At 70.3% G+C, this 15,745-nt stretch carries 13 protein-coding genes and 1 tRNA gene; 9 read left to right on the top strand and 5 right to left on the bottom strand.

Going from position 1 to position 15,745, the window contains the following annotated elements:
- Positions 1-18 precede the first annotated feature (18 nt).
- From ACTJKO_RS09265 to ACTJKO_RS09225, 9 genes are all read left to right on the top strand, one after another.
- Positions 19-1,284 (top strand): aspartate kinase, encoded by a 1,266-nt coding sequence (locus ACTJKO_RS09265; protein WP_440687933.1) that lies wholly within the window; start codon positions 19-21, stop codon positions 1,282-1,284.
- 16 nt (positions 1,285-1,300) lie between these two features.
- Positions 1,301-2,353 (top strand): aspartate-semialdehyde dehydrogenase, encoded by a 1,053-nt coding sequence (locus ACTJKO_RS09260; RefSeq protein ID WP_440687931.1) that lies wholly within the window; start codon positions 1,301-1,303, stop codon positions 2,351-2,353.
- 107 nt (positions 2,354-2,460) lie between these two features.
- Entirely contained in the window at positions 2,461-3,948 is a 1,488-nt protein-coding gene (locus ACTJKO_RS09255; RefSeq protein WP_440687929.1) for a malate:quinone oxidoreductase, read from the top strand.
- 46 nt (positions 3,949-3,994) lie between these two features.
- Positions 3,995-5,143, top strand: a complete 1,149-nt coding sequence (locus ACTJKO_RS09250; RefSeq protein ID WP_440687927.1) for an Rv2578c family radical SAM protein — start codon at positions 3,995-3,997, stop codon at positions 5,141-5,143.
- A gap of 172 nt (positions 5,144-5,315) precedes the next feature.
- Positions 5,316-6,575, top strand: coding sequence for a sensor histidine kinase (locus ACTJKO_RS09245; RefSeq protein ID WP_440687925.1), 1,260 nt, complete (start codon positions 5,316-5,318; stop codon positions 6,573-6,575).
- Between the two features lie 71 nt (positions 6,576-6,646).
- Positions 6,647-7,840 (top strand): hypothetical protein, encoded by a 1,194-nt coding sequence (locus ACTJKO_RS09240; RefSeq protein ID WP_440687923.1) that lies wholly within the window; start codon positions 6,647-6,649, stop codon positions 7,838-7,840.
- Positions 7,827-8,528 (top strand): response regulator transcription factor, encoded by a 702-nt coding sequence (locus tag ACTJKO_RS09235; RefSeq protein WP_440687921.1) that lies wholly within the window; start codon positions 7,827-7,829, stop codon positions 8,526-8,528. Before ACTJKO_RS09240 ends, ACTJKO_RS09235 begins: the two co-directional genes overlap by 14 nt.
- Complete coding sequence (locus ACTJKO_RS09230) at positions 8,528-9,154, top strand: thymidine kinase (RefSeq protein ID WP_440687919.1); 627 nt, start codon at positions 8,528-8,530, stop codon at positions 9,152-9,154. Before ACTJKO_RS09235 ends, ACTJKO_RS09230 begins: the two co-directional genes overlap by 1 nt.
- Before the next feature lie 41 nt (positions 9,155-9,195).
- Positions 9,196-10,233 (top strand): LLM class flavin-dependent oxidoreductase, encoded by a 1,038-nt coding sequence (locus tag ACTJKO_RS09225; RefSeq protein ID WP_440687917.1) that lies wholly within the window; start codon positions 9,196-9,198, stop codon positions 10,231-10,233.
- 10 nt (positions 10,234-10,243) lie between these two features.
- Here the strand turns inward: ACTJKO_RS09225 and ACTJKO_RS09220 are convergent, their stop codons facing one another.
- The 5 genes from ACTJKO_RS09220 to ACTJKO_RS09200 form a co-directional block, all read right to left on the bottom strand.
- The gene (locus tag ACTJKO_RS09220; protein WP_440687915.1) at positions 10,244-10,864 is read right to left on the bottom strand and encodes a response regulator; all 621 of its coding nucleotides are present in this window, start codon (positions 10,862-10,864) and stop codon (positions 10,244-10,246) included.
- Positions 10,861-11,886, bottom strand: coding sequence for a sensor histidine kinase (locus tag ACTJKO_RS09215; RefSeq protein WP_440687913.1), 1,026 nt, complete (start codon positions 11,884-11,886; stop codon positions 10,861-10,863). The genes ACTJKO_RS09220 and ACTJKO_RS09215 overlap by 4 nt, the downstream gene beginning before the upstream one ends.
- Before the next feature lie 151 nt (positions 11,887-12,037).
- Positions 12,038-12,111 (bottom strand) — tRNA-Pro (locus ACTJKO_RS09210).
- 102 nt (positions 12,112-12,213) lie between these two features.
- The gene (locus tag ACTJKO_RS09205) at positions 12,214-13,170 is read right to left on the bottom strand and encodes a metallophosphoesterase (RefSeq protein ID WP_440687911.1); all 957 of its coding nucleotides are present in this window, start codon (positions 13,168-13,170) and stop codon (positions 12,214-12,216) included.
- On the bottom strand, positions 13,167-15,731 hold the full coding sequence (locus tag ACTJKO_RS09200; protein ID WP_440687909.1) for a transglycosylase domain-containing protein: 2,565 nt from the start codon (positions 15,729-15,731) through the stop codon (positions 13,167-13,169). Before ACTJKO_RS09200 ends, ACTJKO_RS09205 begins: the two co-directional genes overlap by 4 nt.
- Positions 15,732-15,745: the final 14 nt, after the last annotated feature.

The following is a 15,745-nucleotide window of genomic DNA, read 5'->3' as shown; positions in this document are numbered from 1 at the left end:
CCCCGGGAGTACCAGCCAGTGGCCTTGATCGTGCAGAAGTTCGGTGGATCGTCCGTCGCGGACGCCGAGAGCATCAAGCGCGTGGCGAAGCGGATCGTGCAGACGAAGAAGGCCGGCAACGACGTCGTCGTGGCCGTCTCGGCGATGGGCGACACCACCGACGAGCTCGTCGACCTCGCGCACTCCGTCACGCCGATCCCCGCCGGGCGTGAGCTCGACATGCTGCTCACGGCCGGGGAACGGATCTCGATGGCGCTGCTCGCGATGGCGATCAAGAGCCTCGGGGTCGAAGCGTCCTCCTACACGGGCAGCCAGGCCGGCATGCTCACGGACGCCCAGCACGGCAAGGCCCGCATCGTCGACGTCACCCCGAAGCGCGTGCGCGAGGCGCTCGACGCCGGCCACGTCGCGATCGTCGCCGGGTTCCAGGGCTTCAACCGCACGACGGGCGAGATCACCACGCTCGGCCGTGGCGGTTCGGACACGACGGCCGTCGCCCTCGCGGCAGCGCTCGACGCCGACATCTGTGAGATCTACACGGACGTCGACGGCATCTTCACTGCCGATCCCCGCGTCGTGCCGCGTGCGCAGAAGGTCGACCGCATCACCAGCGAGGAGATGCTCGAGCTCGCCGCGTCCGGCGCGAAGGTCCTGTACATCCGCGCGGTCGAGTACGCCCGACGGCACGGCGTCACCCTGCACGTCCGCTCGTCCTTCAGCAACGCCGAGGGAACCATCGTCTACAACCCTGCGAAGGGGGAAACCGTGGAAGAACCGATCATCACCGGCATCGCCGGGGACCTCTCCGAGGGCAAGATCACCGTCGTCGGCGTGCCCGACACCCCCGGCAAGGCGGCCGAGATCTTCACGATCGTGGCGCGCGCCGGTGCGAACATCGACATGATCGTGCAGAACGTGTCCGAGGCGGTCACCGGCCGTACGGACATCTCCTTCACGTTGCCGAAGGACCAGGGCCAGGGCGTCCTGACCGCGCTCGAGGTCGCGAAGGCGGACATCGGGTACGAGGGCATCCAGTACGACGACCAGATCGGCAAGCTCGCGCTGGTCGGCGCGGGCATGCGGACGAACGCCGGCGTCTCCGCGTCGCTGTTCCGGGCACTCCACGAGGCGTCGATCAACATCGAGATGATCTCCACCTCGGAGATCCGGATCTCGGTCGTCACCCGTGCCGACACCCTCAACGAGGCGATGCGCGTCGTGCACAGCGCGTTCGGCCTCGACGCCGACTCCGAGGCCGTCGTGTACGCCGGCACCGGCCGCTGACCCGACAGGAGCACCCATGAGCACCCTCACCGTCGCCGTCGTCGGCGCGACCGGCCAGGTCGGCGCGGTCATGCGCCGCCTGCTCGAGGAGCGCGCGTTCCCCGCGGACCACGTCCGCTTCTTCGCGAGCGCCCGGTCGGCCGGCACCACCCTGCCGTTCCGCGGCGAGCAGATCGTCGTCGAGGACTCCGAGACCGCCGACCCGTCGGGCATCGACATCGCGCTGTTCTCGGCCGGTGCCACCGCGTCCCGCGCGCTCGCGCCGAAGTTCGCCGCCGCCGGTGCACTCGTCGTGGACAACTCCAGCGCGTGGCGCATGGACCCGGACGTCCCGCTGGTGGTCAGCGAGGTCAACCCGCACGCGCTCGACGACGCCCCCAAGGGCATCATCGCGAACCCGAACTGCACCACCATGGCGATCATGCCGGTGCTCAAGGTCCTCGACACCGAGGCCGGGCTCCGTCGGCTCGTCGCCACCACCTACCAGGCCGTGTCCGGCTCCGGGCTCGCCGGCGTCGACGAACTGCTCGGCCAGGCGCGCGCGGCGCTCGAACAGGACACCGCGGCCCTCACCCACGACGGGGCGGCGGTGACGTTCCCCGAGCCGGTGAAGTACGTCCGTCCGATCGCGTTCGACGTGGTGCCGCTCGCGGGCAGCATCGTCGACGACGGCCAGGGCGAGACCGACGAGGAGAAGAAGCTCCGCAACGAGAGCCGCAAGATCCTCGAGCTGCCGGACCTGCTGGTCGCCGGCACCTGCGTGCGCGTCCCGGTCTTCACGGGGCACTCGATCTCGGTGAACGCGGAGTTCGAGCGCGCGCTCTCCCCGGAACGCGCCACCGAGATCCTCGCGGACGCTCCCGGTGTGGAACTCGCTGACGTCCCGACGCCGCTGCAGGCCGCGGGCAAGGACCCGTCGTTCGTCGGGCGCATCCGCGCTGACCAGTCCGCGCCGGAGGGGCACGGGCTGGCGCTGTTCGTCAGCAACGACAACCTCCGCAAGGGCGCGGCGCTGAACGCCGTGCAGATCGCCGAGGCGATCGTCGCGCGGCGCTCGGTGGCGGCGTAACGCAACGGGTCGAAACAATCCCGGACGGGAGGCGCGCTGCGGACCGGCAGCGCGCCTCCCGTCCGCCACGTGCCCGGCTTGTCAGCCGACGCCGCTAGGATCGTCGGGTGGCAGTGAAGCAGGTGGACCCCATCGACGTCGTCCTGGTCGGGGGAGGGATCATGAGCGCCACCCTCGGCGCGATCATCCACCGGCTCGAGCCCACGTGGAAGATCCGGGTCTACGAGCGCCTCGGCACCGTCGCGCAGGAGAGCTCGAACCCGTGGAACAACGCGGGAACGGGGCACTCGGCGCTCTGTGAGCTGAACTACACGCCGGAGCTGGCGGACGGCCGGGTCGACATCGCCAAGGCCGTCACCGTGAACGAGCAGTTCCAGGTGTCGCGCCAGTTCTGGTCGTACCTCGTCGAGACGGGCGCGCTCCCCGAGCCGTCGAACTTCATCAACCCGACGCCGCACATCTCGTTCGTGTGGGGCGCCGAGAACGTCGAGTACATGCGGAAGCGGTACGAGGCGATGAAGGACCACCCGCTGTTCGCCGGGCTCGAGTACTCGGACGACCCGCAGCAGATCCGGCAGTGGGCTCCGGCGCTCATCCCGGGCCGCAAGAAGGACCAGCCGATCGCGGCGACGTACTCGGCCGCGGGCTCCGACGTGGACTTCGGTTCGCTCACCCGCCAGCTGTTCGACCAGCTCGAGATCGACGGGGTCGAGTTCGAGCCGTCCCACCAGGTCACGAACCTCACCCGGTCGAAGGTGAGCGACGGGTGGGTGCTCGACGTCCGGAACGAGGTCGGTCGGTCGACCCAGCGCATCGCGGCGAAGTTCGTCTTCGTCGGTGCCGGTGGCGGTGCACTGCACCTGCTGCAGAAGTCCGGCATCCCGGAGATCCGCGGGTACGGCGGGTTCCCGGTCTCCGGCGAGTTCCTCCGCACCGACGACCCCGAGGTCGTGCAGAAGCACGCGGCGAAGGTCTACGGGAAGGCGAGCGTGGGTGCGCCGCCGATGTCGGTGCCGCACCTCGACACCCGCATCGTCGACGGCCACGCCTCGCTGATGTTCGGGCCGTACGCGGGGTTCAGCCCGAAGTTCCTCAAGCAGGGTTCGCTGCTCGACCTGTTCAAGTCGATCCGGCCGCACAACCTCCGACCGATGCTGAGCGTCGCGTTCTCGAACTTCGACCTGGTCCGGTACCTCATCGGTCAGCTGCTCGCCTCGAAGCAGACGAAGTTCGACGCGCTGCGCGACTTCATGCCGAGTGCCGAGCCGGGCAACTGGCACCGCATCACCGCCGGCCAGCGCGTGCAGGTCATCAAGCCCGACAAGGACAAGGGCGGTGTGCTGCAGTTCGGTACCGAGGTGATCACCGCGGCCGACGGGTCCGTGGCAGGGCTCCTCGGCGCGAGCCCGGGGGCATCGACCGCCGTACCGATCATGCTCGGGCTGCTGCGGAAGTGCTTCCCGGACCGGTGGGACCGCTGGGAGAGCGCCGTCCGCGTCATGGTGCCGACCTACGGGCAGGACCTCGGCAACGACCCGGAGCTCGCCGACCAGACCCTCGAGCGCACGGCGAAGGTCCTCGGGCTGCACCACTGAGCTCACCGCGCTTGCATCCCGTTCGAACGTGTGTTCGAATGACGGGATGCGATGGAGTGGGCAGGCGATCGATGCCTCGCGGAGCGACGCGCTCCCCGGGCTCGAGTCGAACAGCGGGTTCGTCCGCAGTGTCACGACGCCGGAGTTCGCCGGCGTCACCTTCCACGAGGTCCTGGCGAAGAGCGCGCTGAACCGGGTGCCCTCAGCGGACGGCAGTGGTACGTACGGCTGGACGATCAACCCCTACCGCGGGTGCAGCCACGCGTGCGTGTACTGCTTCGCCCGACCCACGCACACCTACCTCGAGTTCGACGGTGGGGCGGACTTCGACCAGCAGATCGTCGTGAAGACGAACGTGGCGGACGTCCTCCACCGCGAACTCACGAAGCCGAGCTGGGACCGTCACCCGGTCGCCCTGGGGACGAACACCGATCCGTACCAGCGGGCCGAGGGGCGCTACCGCCTCATGCCGGGCGTGATCCGCGCCCTGGCGGAGTCCGGGACGCCGTTCAGCATCCTGACGAAGGGCACGCTCCTCCGGCGCGACCTCCCGCTCCTGGTCGAGGCAGCCAAGTCGGTGCCCGTCGACCTCGCGATGTCGATCGCGGTGTACGACGACGAACTGCAGCAGCAGGTCGAGTCGGGGACCCCGACGACGGCGGCGCGCCTGGCGACGGTCCGTGCCGTCCGTGACGCCGGTCTCGAGTGCTCGGTGTTCCTCATGCCGGTGCTGCCGTACATCACCGACACCGTGGCACACCTCGACGACGCGATCGGGCGCGCGGCGGCGGCGGGCGCGTCGAGCGTCATGTACTCGGCGCTGCACCTGCGTCCCGGCGTGAAGCCGTGGTGGTTCGCGTGGCTCGAGCGGACCCGACCCGACCTCGTGCAGCGCTACCGGTCGATGTACCTCGACAACACGTACGCGCCGACCGACTACCGGCGCTGGCTGGCCGACCGCGTCCGACCGATCCTCCGGGCGCACGGGCTCGCGGTGGGGCGGGTGGACCCGGCGACCGGCTCGATGGGGTTCTCGAACCGGTCTGTCGGCTCGTCCACCGCCCCTGCGGCACTGGCGGGCGACGGGACGGCGGTGGGTGCCGTCCCGATCGGGTCACCGCTGAAGCGCGCCGACCCGGGCTTCGACCGTCGACTGGCCCCGCGCCGGACCGAGGCGGTCCCGACGTTGTTCTGAGCGTCGGCGTTCTCAGTACCCGTCGGTTCGCGTTCGGGGGACACCAGGATCGCTGACCTGCCGGTATCATCGAGCGGGTCGCCGATCGCTCTGACAATCGGGGTACACGGTCGCGCCGATGGTGGTTGGATCGTGGGCGGCGTTCCCACTCGGTCGGAAGGACCCTCCACCCGTGCTCGGCATCCCCACGCACCTCGCTCCGCGAGTGAACGCGTGGTCGACCGTGCGGGCGTTCCACGCCGCCGCGATCGGCTCGCTCGGGGCAGCGGCCATCGTGCTCCTGCTCTACCGGCTGGCCGACCCGGACGTCCGTGTCGTGGGGGCGGTGCTGGCCCTCATCCCGATGCTCGGCATGATCGGCGTGCACGTGCAGTTCGGGACGTGGCGCTCCGCCGTCGCGTTCCTGGTGGTCGGTGGCGTGTGCGCCTGGTGGTTCGCCGTCATCGTGCAACGCGAGATCCCGGTCGGCTGGGTCACGTCCTACCTCCTGTCCCTGTCGATCATCCCGCTGGTGCTCGTCGGCGGTGCCGGTGCCGTCGCCGGACGCGTCGCGCTCTGGTCCGTCGCGGGCTTCCTGGTGGGACGCGGTGCGGCGGCCCTCGCGGTGGCGCAGCAGGGCGGGCCGTCCCACCCGCTGGTGCTCGCCTGGGTCACCCTCGGCTTCGTGGTCGCGCTGGTGTTCTTCACGAGTCGCAGCACGGCGCGATCCGAGCGTGTGCAGCCCGAGCTGCTGCGGTCCGCCCGGGAGGAGCACGTGTCCGCCTACCGGGCCGGTGTCGAGGCGGAAGCCGCGGCGATCCTGCACGACACCGTGCTCAACCACCTCGGTGCGATCGCCCTCGCGCCCGACGGGCCGATGGACCGGCAGCTCGCGCGGACGGTGGATGCCGACGTGGCGATGCTGACCGGTCGTGCGTGGTTGGCTCCCGGGACGCCGCCGGGCCGACCGGAGCCGGGCGCCGCGACGCAGGCGTTCGAACAGATGGTGGACGAGCACCGTGCCCACGGGCTCGACGTCACGGTGTCGGGCGACCCGACGGTGCTGTCCCGGCTCGACGACGAGGCCGTGACCGCCCTCCTGCGCGCCGTCGGCCAGTGCCTGGCCAACGTCCACAAGCACGCCGGGACGGATGCGGCCGAGATCAGCGTCTTCGACGACGGCGTCGCCTGCACGGTGATGGTGGTGGACGACGGTCGCGGGTTCGACGAGTCCACCACGGGCGCGGACCGCATGGGTCTGCGGGGCTCCGTCCGGCAGCGGATCGGACGGGTCGGCGGTGACGTGCAGGTGTGGTCCTCGCCGGGTTCGGGGACGAGCGTCATGATGTCGGTGCCGTACCCAGCGGCGACCGGTGGGGTGCCCGTGGCCGGAGGGGCGCCGACGACCGGCTCGTCGGCGGTCGGCGCGGACGACGCCGAGGGCCGCCCGTGAACCGGGACCGGTCGACGTGCAGCACCGGGGCGACGGCCACGGACGCGGCGCGAGGTGCGACGCGTGGCAGCATGACGCCACGCACCGGTCGTCGCGACTCCTCCCGCACCGCGCAGCAGTACGACCCGCTCGGCGCGATGGGCTCCCGACCGCTCGCGATCGTGCTCGGGGCCGCGGGGGTGCTCTGGGCGCTCATCGTCTCCGTCTTCGACCGCGACGTCGTCGGGAGCCCGACGCTCAGCGCACTGACGGTGCTCCTCGTCGCCGCGTCCGGTGCGGTCGTGCTGGTCGCTTCGAGCCCCTTCCGCGCACCCTTCCCGCGGTGGGCGTTCGTCCTGCACGTCGCGCTGCTCGCCGTCGCCACGGTGACGAGCGTCGCGGCGCAGTGGGGCCCGGACCGGAACGCGCTGAACGACTTCATGTCCCTGCTGACGGCGACGGGCATCGTCATGTGCGCCCCGTACCGTCCCTGGACCGACCTCGTGGTCGGCGGTTCCGTCCTCGCCGTCGTGGTCGGCGTCGCCTGGGGAGTGGGCGCAGCGGTCTTCCCACACCACGTGCCGCTCGCCGTCGCAGCCTTCCTCGCGGCCGCGCCGACGCTCGTGCTGACCGCCGCCGCAGCCGTGTTCGCACGGACGTTCGCGGGTCTGGCCGAACGCGTGCAGATCCGCGCCGGCTCGTACTCGGTGGAACGAGCGGAGCGGGACGGGATCGCCGCGAGCGTCCAGCACGACCGGTCGACCATCCTCGCCCGGGACGTCGCGCCGTTCCTCGCCGAGCTCCGCACACGAGAGGTCATCACCGACGCCGACCGTGCCCGTGCCCGTGCGATCGCCGACGGGATCCGGCGCTCCATGGTCGCCGAGGCCGACCGGACCTGGTTCGAGTACGCGGTCCTCGTCGCCGGCGGCGGCGCAGCCGTCGTCGACGACCCCGACGGCCTGATGGCCACGCTGGACGCAGACCAGCGGACCGTCGTCCGGACGTTCCTGCGTGCCGCGCTCCGCGCCTCCACGGTCGACCCGGCGGGGTTCCGGGCCACCGTCCGCAGGTCCGAGGCGGACGACGGACCCCAGGTCCCCGCGGGCGGGCCCGGACGTGGCCGCGTGGCGGTCGCGATCGACCTGGCCGTCGCCGACTCCGACGTCGGCATCCACCGCACCTTCGACCCGTACTTCGCGGTCCTGCGCGTGACGTTCCCCGACCTGGACGTCGCGGTCCGACCCTCCGCCCTCGCACTAAGGTTCTCCTATGACCAGCACTGACCCGAGCCGGATCACGGAGGGCGGCCCCGCCCTCCCGAACCCGGGGACACGACGCGTGCGGCTGGCGATCCTCGACGACCACGAGGTGCTGTTGGACAGCCTGTCGAGTTGGATCGCGGTGAACGCGTTCGACTTCGACCTCGCGCTGACGGCGCACACGTGGCTCGAGATGGTGCACAGTGAGAACTTCCCGACGGACCTGGTGTTCCTCGACTTCCAGCTGAAGGAGCCGGTCTCGATCGAGGCCCGCGTCCGCACCTGCCGGGCCGCCGGAGCGAAGGTGATCGTCCTCTCCAGCGTCGACAGCCGCGAATCCCGCGACCGTGCGCTCGCGGCGGGCGCCGCTGCCTTCCTGTCGAAGTCGCTGCCCATGCGCGAGGTCATGGACGTCGCGCGCGAGATCATGGGGGTGGCGCGGGAGACGCCGCCGCAGCGGGACTGGCGCCCACTGCCCACCGGCGCGAACGCGCACCAGCGGCCGAAGCTGAGCCACGGCGAGGAAGAAGCGCTCCGGCTGTACGTGTCGGGGTACTCGACGAACGAGGTCGCGGCGCAGATGAACGTGCAGTACGAGACCGCGAAGACGTACCTCCGGCGCGTCCGCGAGAAGTACAGCAAGGTCGGACGTCCCGCGTCGAAGAAGTCGGACCTCATCCGTCGTGCCGCCGAGGACGGGTTCCTCGCGTAGTGGCCAAGCTCTACTTCCGCTACGGCGCGATGAACAGCGGCAAGAGCACGGGGCTGCTGCAGGCGGCGTACAACTACGAGGAGCGTGGTCACCGGGTCCTCCTCGCGAAGCCCTCGGTCGACACCAAGGGTGATCGCGAGATCGTGTCGCGGCTCGGTGTGACCCGCGCGGTGGACATCGTGTTCTCGCCCGGAGCGGACGTGCGTGCCGCCGTGACCGAGGCCGGTGCCACCGACCCGGAGTCGGACCGTCTCGACGGCATGGTCCGACCGGTCAGCTGCGTCCTCGTCGACGAGGCGCAGTTCCTGACGCCGCGCCAGGTCGACGACCTGCTCCGGATCGCGGTGCTCGACGAGATCCCGGTGATCACGTACGGCATCCGCACGGACTTCCGTACCGAGGCGTTCCCCGGGAGCGCGCGGCTGCTCGAGGTCGCGCACTCGCTGGAGGAGCTCAAGACGATCTGCCGCTGCGGCCGCAAGGCGGTGTTCAACGCGCGCAAGGTCGACGGACGGTTCGTCTTCGACGGGTCCCAGGTCGCGATCGACGGCGTGGACGTCACCTACGAGTCGCTCTGCGCGAACTGCTACCTCACCGAGTCCGGCGGTCGGCTCGACGGGGACTGACCCGTCGGAATGCCGGTGGGTCCGCTGCGGTTGACCCCGTCATGAGCGACGCTTCCGTGCACCTGTCCGTCCTCGACCTGGCCACCCGCGAGTACGGCCAGTCCAACACCGAAGCCCTGCAGGGCTCCATCGACATGGCGGTGCACGCCGAGAAGCTCGGGTACGAACGCTTCTGGGTCGCCGAGCACCACGGGATGCCCGGCATCACGTCCTCCTCCCCGGCGGTGCTGCTGAGCGCCGTCGGCGCGGCGACCTCGACGATCCGGATCGGCTCGGGCGGCGTCATGCTGCCCAACCACGCCCCGCTCGTCGTGGCGGAGCAGTTCGGGACCCTCCGTGCCCTCTACGGCGACCGCGTCGACCTCGGCATCGGCCGTGCACCGGGCACCGACGGCGCGACGGCGATGGCGTTGCGGCGCACCGACCGGCTCGACGTCGACGACTTCCCGCAGCAGTTGGCGGATCTGATCGGGTTCTTCACCGGCATGGACGCCGACAACCCGCTCGCACGCATCCGCGCGGTCCCGGGGTACGGCGACGTGCCGGAGTTCTGGCTGCTCGGGTCCTCCGGGTACAGCGCCCAGGTCGCGGGAGCGCTCGGCGTCTCGTTCGCCTTCGCGCACCACTTCGCGTCCGACAACACGGAGGCGGCGCTCGCGCTCTACCGCGACTCCTTCCGGCCGTCGCGCTTCCGGTCCGAGCCGAACGCGCTGATCGGCGTGCAGGTGGTCACCGACGAGGACCCGGCGATCGTCGACGAGCAGTCCGCGCCGGGCATGATCTCGTTCATCCGGATGCGGCAGGGGGCGAAGCCCGAGCCGGTGTCCATGGACGAGGCGCGGGCGTACGAGTTCTCGGACCTCGAGCGGCGGTTCATCGCGGCACGCACGGAGCGGCAGGCGTACGGCACCGCGGACCAGGTGGCGGCGAAGATCAACGCCCTGGCGGCGTCGACCGGCGCGGACGGCGTGATCGTCGCGCCCGGTGCCGCCCAGGCGCGGTACCGGCACCAGGCGCTCGAGGTCGTCGCGTCGCTGCACGCGGACGGTCGTCTCGTGCGGGCGGCTGCAGCGGTGTAGCGCGTCGGCGCTAGGCGAGCAGGCCCAGCCGGGTGGCGGTGGCCACCGCGGCCACGCGCGACCCGACGTCGAGCTTCCGGAACACGTTGTACACGTGCCGCTTCACCGTGCCCACCGCCAGTCCGAGGTCCGACGCGATCTCGGCGTTCGACCGCGCAGCCGCGATGAGCCGGAGGACCTCGACCTCGCGGTCGCTGAGGGGTGTTCCCGCGCGGGCCTCGGTGACCAGGTCGACCGGGAACGTCACGGGCGCGGCGTCGACCCTCGTCGCCCGGACGATGCGGTCCACCAGTTCTCGGCTCGGCGTGTCCTTCGTCACGAAGTCCACCGCGCCCGCGTCGAGCAGGGCACGTCGGAGGACGGCGTCCCGGTGCATCGTGAGGACCACGACGGCGATCCCCGGGTGGTTGCGCCGCACGGTCGCGATGGTCGTCCGCGCCGGTGGTCCGTCGAGTTCGACGTCGAGGAGCAGGACGTCGACGGCGGCGACCTCGGGGGAGTCGAGCACGTCGGACGGACGCTCACCGTGGGCGACCACACGGATGGTCGGTACGGACGCCAGGATCGTGGCGAGTCCCTCGCGGAAGAGCCGGTGGTCGTCGACGATCGCGACGTGCGTGACGGCGTTCACAGCGGCCCCGCCGGGACGGCGAGGGAGACGGTCGTCCCCGCACCCGGCGCGCTCGTCACCGCGAGCGTCGCCCCGATGAGCGCCGCACGCTCGCGCATCGTCAGTCGTCCGAGCCGGCCGTCGGCCTCGGTGGTGGTGTCGAAGCCGGGACCGTCGTCGGCGACCGTCACGGTCACCGACGCGGAGCCCCAGTCGAACTCGACCACGGCGGTCGATCCGGGGGCGTGCTTCCGCCAGTTGGTGAGCGCCTCGAGCAGGATCGTGAGCGCCTCCTCGGCCTTCCAGTTCGGCAGCACGAGGGGCGTGCCGAGCGACACGATGCTGATCGCGCTGTCCGGCGGGAAGAGGTCCTTCGCGTGTCGTGCCAGTGCTGCGTCGAGGAGGTCGTCCCCGACGCGGGCGTGCAGTGCGACGGCGAGGTCCTGGACCTCCCCGAGGGCTCCGCGGAGCAGCCGGGCAGCGTCCTCGAGCCGCGCGGTGCGGTCCGCGGCGGGTGGGTCGGTGAGCAGGGTGAGGTCGATGCGCTGGAGACCGGCGAGGATCCCGTGCGCGACACGGTCGTGGAGGTCCCGCGCGATCTGGGTCCGCGAGTCCAGGTGCGCCGTCGTGACGCGCTGCCGGAGCGCTTCGGTGTAGGCGATGGCACCCGCGGGGAACCGGCTCCAGATGCCGGCGTGCAGAGCCCTGGTGGCACGGAGGACGTCCGCGGGGGAGAGCGCTCCGACCTCGTCGACGAAGACGGGCAGGTAGGCGTCGAACAGTACCTCGGCCGCGAGCATCGCACCGGCCGGGTGCTGGGCGTGCTCGGCGTGCAGGGCGCCGGTCGCGAGGTGCGCGGGGTCGAGGTACCGGTCGCTCACGATGCTGGCCTCGGCACCCGCCCGGTAGCGTTCGTGCGCCTCGGCGATCATCGACGTGACGTTCTCGAGCAGGCTCTCGGCCATCACGGGGTCGTCGGCCAGCTCGGGGAAGCGGGAGCCGATCTGCGCGAGGACGGCGGCGAGCGGTGCGGTGATGTCCATGTCGTGCCGAGCGTATCCCGGGCGTTCGGCCCGGCGAGTGCCTCGTGAACCTCGTGTGTCGGGCGACACATCCGGTCGATCGTCCTGCGGGAAGGCAACAGGCCCTGGTTCCGGAGAACCAGGGCCTGTTGCGTACTGTCTCAACACAGTGTCGGGGTGACAGGATTTGAACCTGCGACCTCCTCGTCCCGAACGAGGCGCGCTACCAAGCTGCGCCACACCCCGCGGTGTGGTCACTCCGTACCGGAGCAACCCCAGAAGTCTATCCGATGATCAGGGGTGCTCGTGACCATCCGGAGAACTCCCGGGCGCGTCGCCCGGAGCACCTCAGACGGTGCGGGCGGTCAACGTGACCACGACGGCTTCCGGACGGCAGGCGAAGCGCACCGGCGCGTAGATCGACGTGCCGAGGCCCGCAGAGACCTCGAGCCACGACCAGTGGCCACGGTGCTGCCACTTGTGCAGCCCGCTCACGTACCGACGCGGGAGGTCGCAGTTCGTGACGAGCGCCCCCACGCCCGGGACCTGCACCTGACCGCCGTGCGTGTGGCCCGCGAAGACGATGTCGGCGCCCTGCGTCACGAACGCGTCGAGCACCCGTCGGTAGGGCGCGTGGGTGATGCCGATCGCGACGGGGGAGGGGCCGTCCTCGTCCTCCGACCACGGCACGTCGCTCCGCATCTCGTCGACGTTCGTCGGCAGGAGGTCGAGGCGGTCCCAGCCGCGGTGGGCGTCGGACGTGCCGAACAGCTCGAACCGCGACCCACGGAGCTCGATCGCGTGCGCCTGGTCGTTGACGTCGAGCCAGCCGAGCGACTCGAAGAAGGCCGTCTGTCGGTCGATGTCGAGTTCGACCGGGCGCTTGCCGGAGTGCATCCTGCTCGGCCCGGAGAAGTACTTGAAGGGGTTCCGCGGTGTGGGTCCGAAGAAGTCGTTCGAGCCGTACGCGAATGCGCCGGGCACCCCACGGAACGGCTCGAGGGCGTACTCCACGGCAGCGTTCGCAGTGGGGTGGCCCAGGTTGTCGCCGGTGTTGACCACGAAGTCGGGTTCGACGAGGCTGAGGTCGCGCAGCCACTGCTGCTTGTCGGCCTGCCACGGCGCCATGTGGATGTCCGAGAGGTGCAGGACCACCACGTCGCGGGAGCCCGGCGGGAGCACCGGCACGGTCTCCCACCGGATGCCGAACCGTCGGCGTTCGACGAGGGTTCCCCACGCGGCCGCAGCCGCCCCCGCGGCCGCGCCCGCAGCGATCACCCCGGCTGCGGCGCGACCGCGGGTCACTTGCAGTCCTTCGGCGCCTTGCCGTCCTTGTCGCCGTAGAGCTTGATCTTCACGTCGGCACCCTTCGTGGTGGTCTCACCGGGGCCCGGGGCGATCGCTGCGACCTTGCACTCGTTGCCGCCGCCGCCCTTCGCGTACTCGTTCAGCACCTCGACGTTCCCGAGGCCGGCGTCGCCGAGCGCGGACCGCGCGTCCTGCACGGACTTCCCGCGGACGTCCGGGACGGACACCTGCGAGCCGTCCGTCGTGTAGACGGTCACGCTCGAACCGGACGAGAGCAGCGAACCAGCGGCCGGCGACGTCGAGGAGACGGTCCCCGCCGTGCCGGACCCGGCCTGCGAACCACCGTCGACGTAGGTGAACCCGGCGGCGGCGAGCGTCGCCTTGGCGTCCGCGGTCGTCTTGCCGGCGACGTTCGGTACGGCCTTGCTGTCGCCACGAAGCGCGGTCGAGCTGGGCGTCGGGAACGGGTCGGCCGGGTGGAGCTGGTTGATCGGGATCATCGCCTGCTGCCACACGTGTGCACGCTGCGAAGCGTACGTGCCGTACCCGGCGCCCGGGTAGTAGTGACGGAGGCTGGTCTTCGCGCCGTCCGTGTTGCCCTGCCAGTACGCCGTGGCGACCTTCGAGCTCCCGCCGACGAGCCAGATCTGCTCGGCGTTGTCCGTGGTGCCCGTCTTCGCGAAGAGCTGCGTTCCGTCGGGGGTCTGGGCGCCGACGGCGGTGCCGTACTGGATCGTGCCGCGCAGCGCGTAGGCAGCGGTCGCGGCGACGCTCGGGTCGAGCACCTGCTTGCACTCCTTGGGCTGCCCGCCGAGATCCTTGCCCTCGCCGTTCGTGATCTTGTCGATCGCGATCGGGGAGCAGTAGGTGCCGTTGTTCGCGATGGTCGCGTACGCCGACGCCATGGAGAGCGGCGCGATGTTGTTCGTGCCGAGGATCGACGACGGGTAGGAGTTCAGCTCCGTCTTCTCGTCGGCGGAGTGGACACCGAGGTCCTCCGCCGTCTGCTTGATGTCGCAGAGGTCGAGCTTCGCGGCCATCGACGCGAACGCGGCGTTCACCGAGAGTGCGGTGGCGCGGGCGACGGTGAACATGCCGTTCTCGCCCGGTGAGTCGTTCTTCGGTCCGTAGGCCTGGTAGGTGGGGGAACCGCAGTGCGTCCACTGGTTGATGGTGTGCGGCGTCCCGTTGACGCTCTCGTTGAGGCCGTGCCCGGCCTTCAGCCAGTCGAGCAGCGTGAAGACCTTGTACGTCGAACCGACCTGGAAGCCGATCGATCCGCCGTACTTCTTGTCGACGCTGTAGTTGATCGACGTCGAGGTCGGCGGCGACTGCAGCGACTGGTCGTAGTCCTTGTTCTGCGCCATCGTCAGGATGCGGCCCGTCGAGGCCTCGACGGAGTTGAGCGTGCTGCCGAGCTTGAACTGGGTCTCGGTCTTCGGGTCGTACGTGTTCAGCAGGTCCTTCTGCTGTCCGTTGAGGTTGATGTCGAGCGTCGTCTGGATCTTGTAGCCGCCGTTGCGCCAGGCGGTGTCGCGCTCCTTCTGCGTGGCACCGAGCTGCGACATCTGCTTGACGACCTTGACCGCGTAGTCGCAGAAGAACTGAGCGCCGTTGCCCGCGGCCGACTGGCAGCCCTGGCTCGGCTCCGTCAGGTGGACGTAGTCCTTCGGGTTCGACGCGACGGCCTTGTCGTACTCGGCCTTCGTGAGGTGCTTCTGCGCGTACATGGACTTGAGGATCACGTTGCGGCGAGCCACGTTCGCGTCGTAGTACTTCGGGTTCGACAGGTTGCGCGTGTTCGGGGACTGCACGATCGCGAGGATCGACGCGGCCTCGGCCGGGGTGAGGTTCGACGCGCTCTTGTTGTAGTAGTGCTGCGCGGCGGCCTGCACGCCGTAGGTCTGGTCGCCGAAGTACGCGATGTTCAGGTACCCGGTGAGGATCTCCTTGTGGCTGTACTTCTTCGCGAGCCCGATCGCGAGCTTCATCTCCTCGAGCTTGCGGGGGATGGTCTGCTCGACGGCGTCGTTGTACGCCTTCAGTCGCTCTTCCTGCGTGGGGAGCTCGAGCGCCTGGTTCATCTTGATGTTGCGGACCAGCTGCATCGTCAGGGTCGACCCGCCGCCGGACTCGCCCAGTCCGCCCGCGATGCTGCCCACGCCCGCTCGGATGAGCGAGGTCATGTCGACGCCGCCGTGCTCGTAGAAGCGCTTGTCCTCGCCGTCGATCGCCGCGTTCTTGAGCTGGTCGCTGATCTGGTCGAACTTCAGCTCTTCACGGTTCTGGTCGTAGACGGTCGCCAGCTTGACGGGCTTGCCGTTCGCGTACGCGTACAGCTCGTTGCGCTGCGGGAGGTCGCCGATCTCGATGTACTCCGGCAGCGACTCGAACACGCCGATCGTCGAGGTCGTCGTGACACCGGCGACCGCGATCGCGGGGGTGACACCGATCGTGACGAGCAGACCGGCGAGCACGCTGAACCCGACGAAACCGACGAAGGCGCCGACTGCAGAGACGGGCTTGGTCCGCGAGGCAGACGTCTTCTGGGCAGACATAGGATGCAGCCTAA

Source organism: Curtobacterium sp. 22159, assembly GCF_052045775.1.
Taxonomy (GTDB): domain Bacteria; phylum Actinomycetota; class Actinomycetes; order Actinomycetales; family Microbacteriaceae; genus Curtobacterium.
Note: the sequence above shows the minus strand (reverse complement) of the source record. Positions and strands in the feature narration are given on the sequence as shown.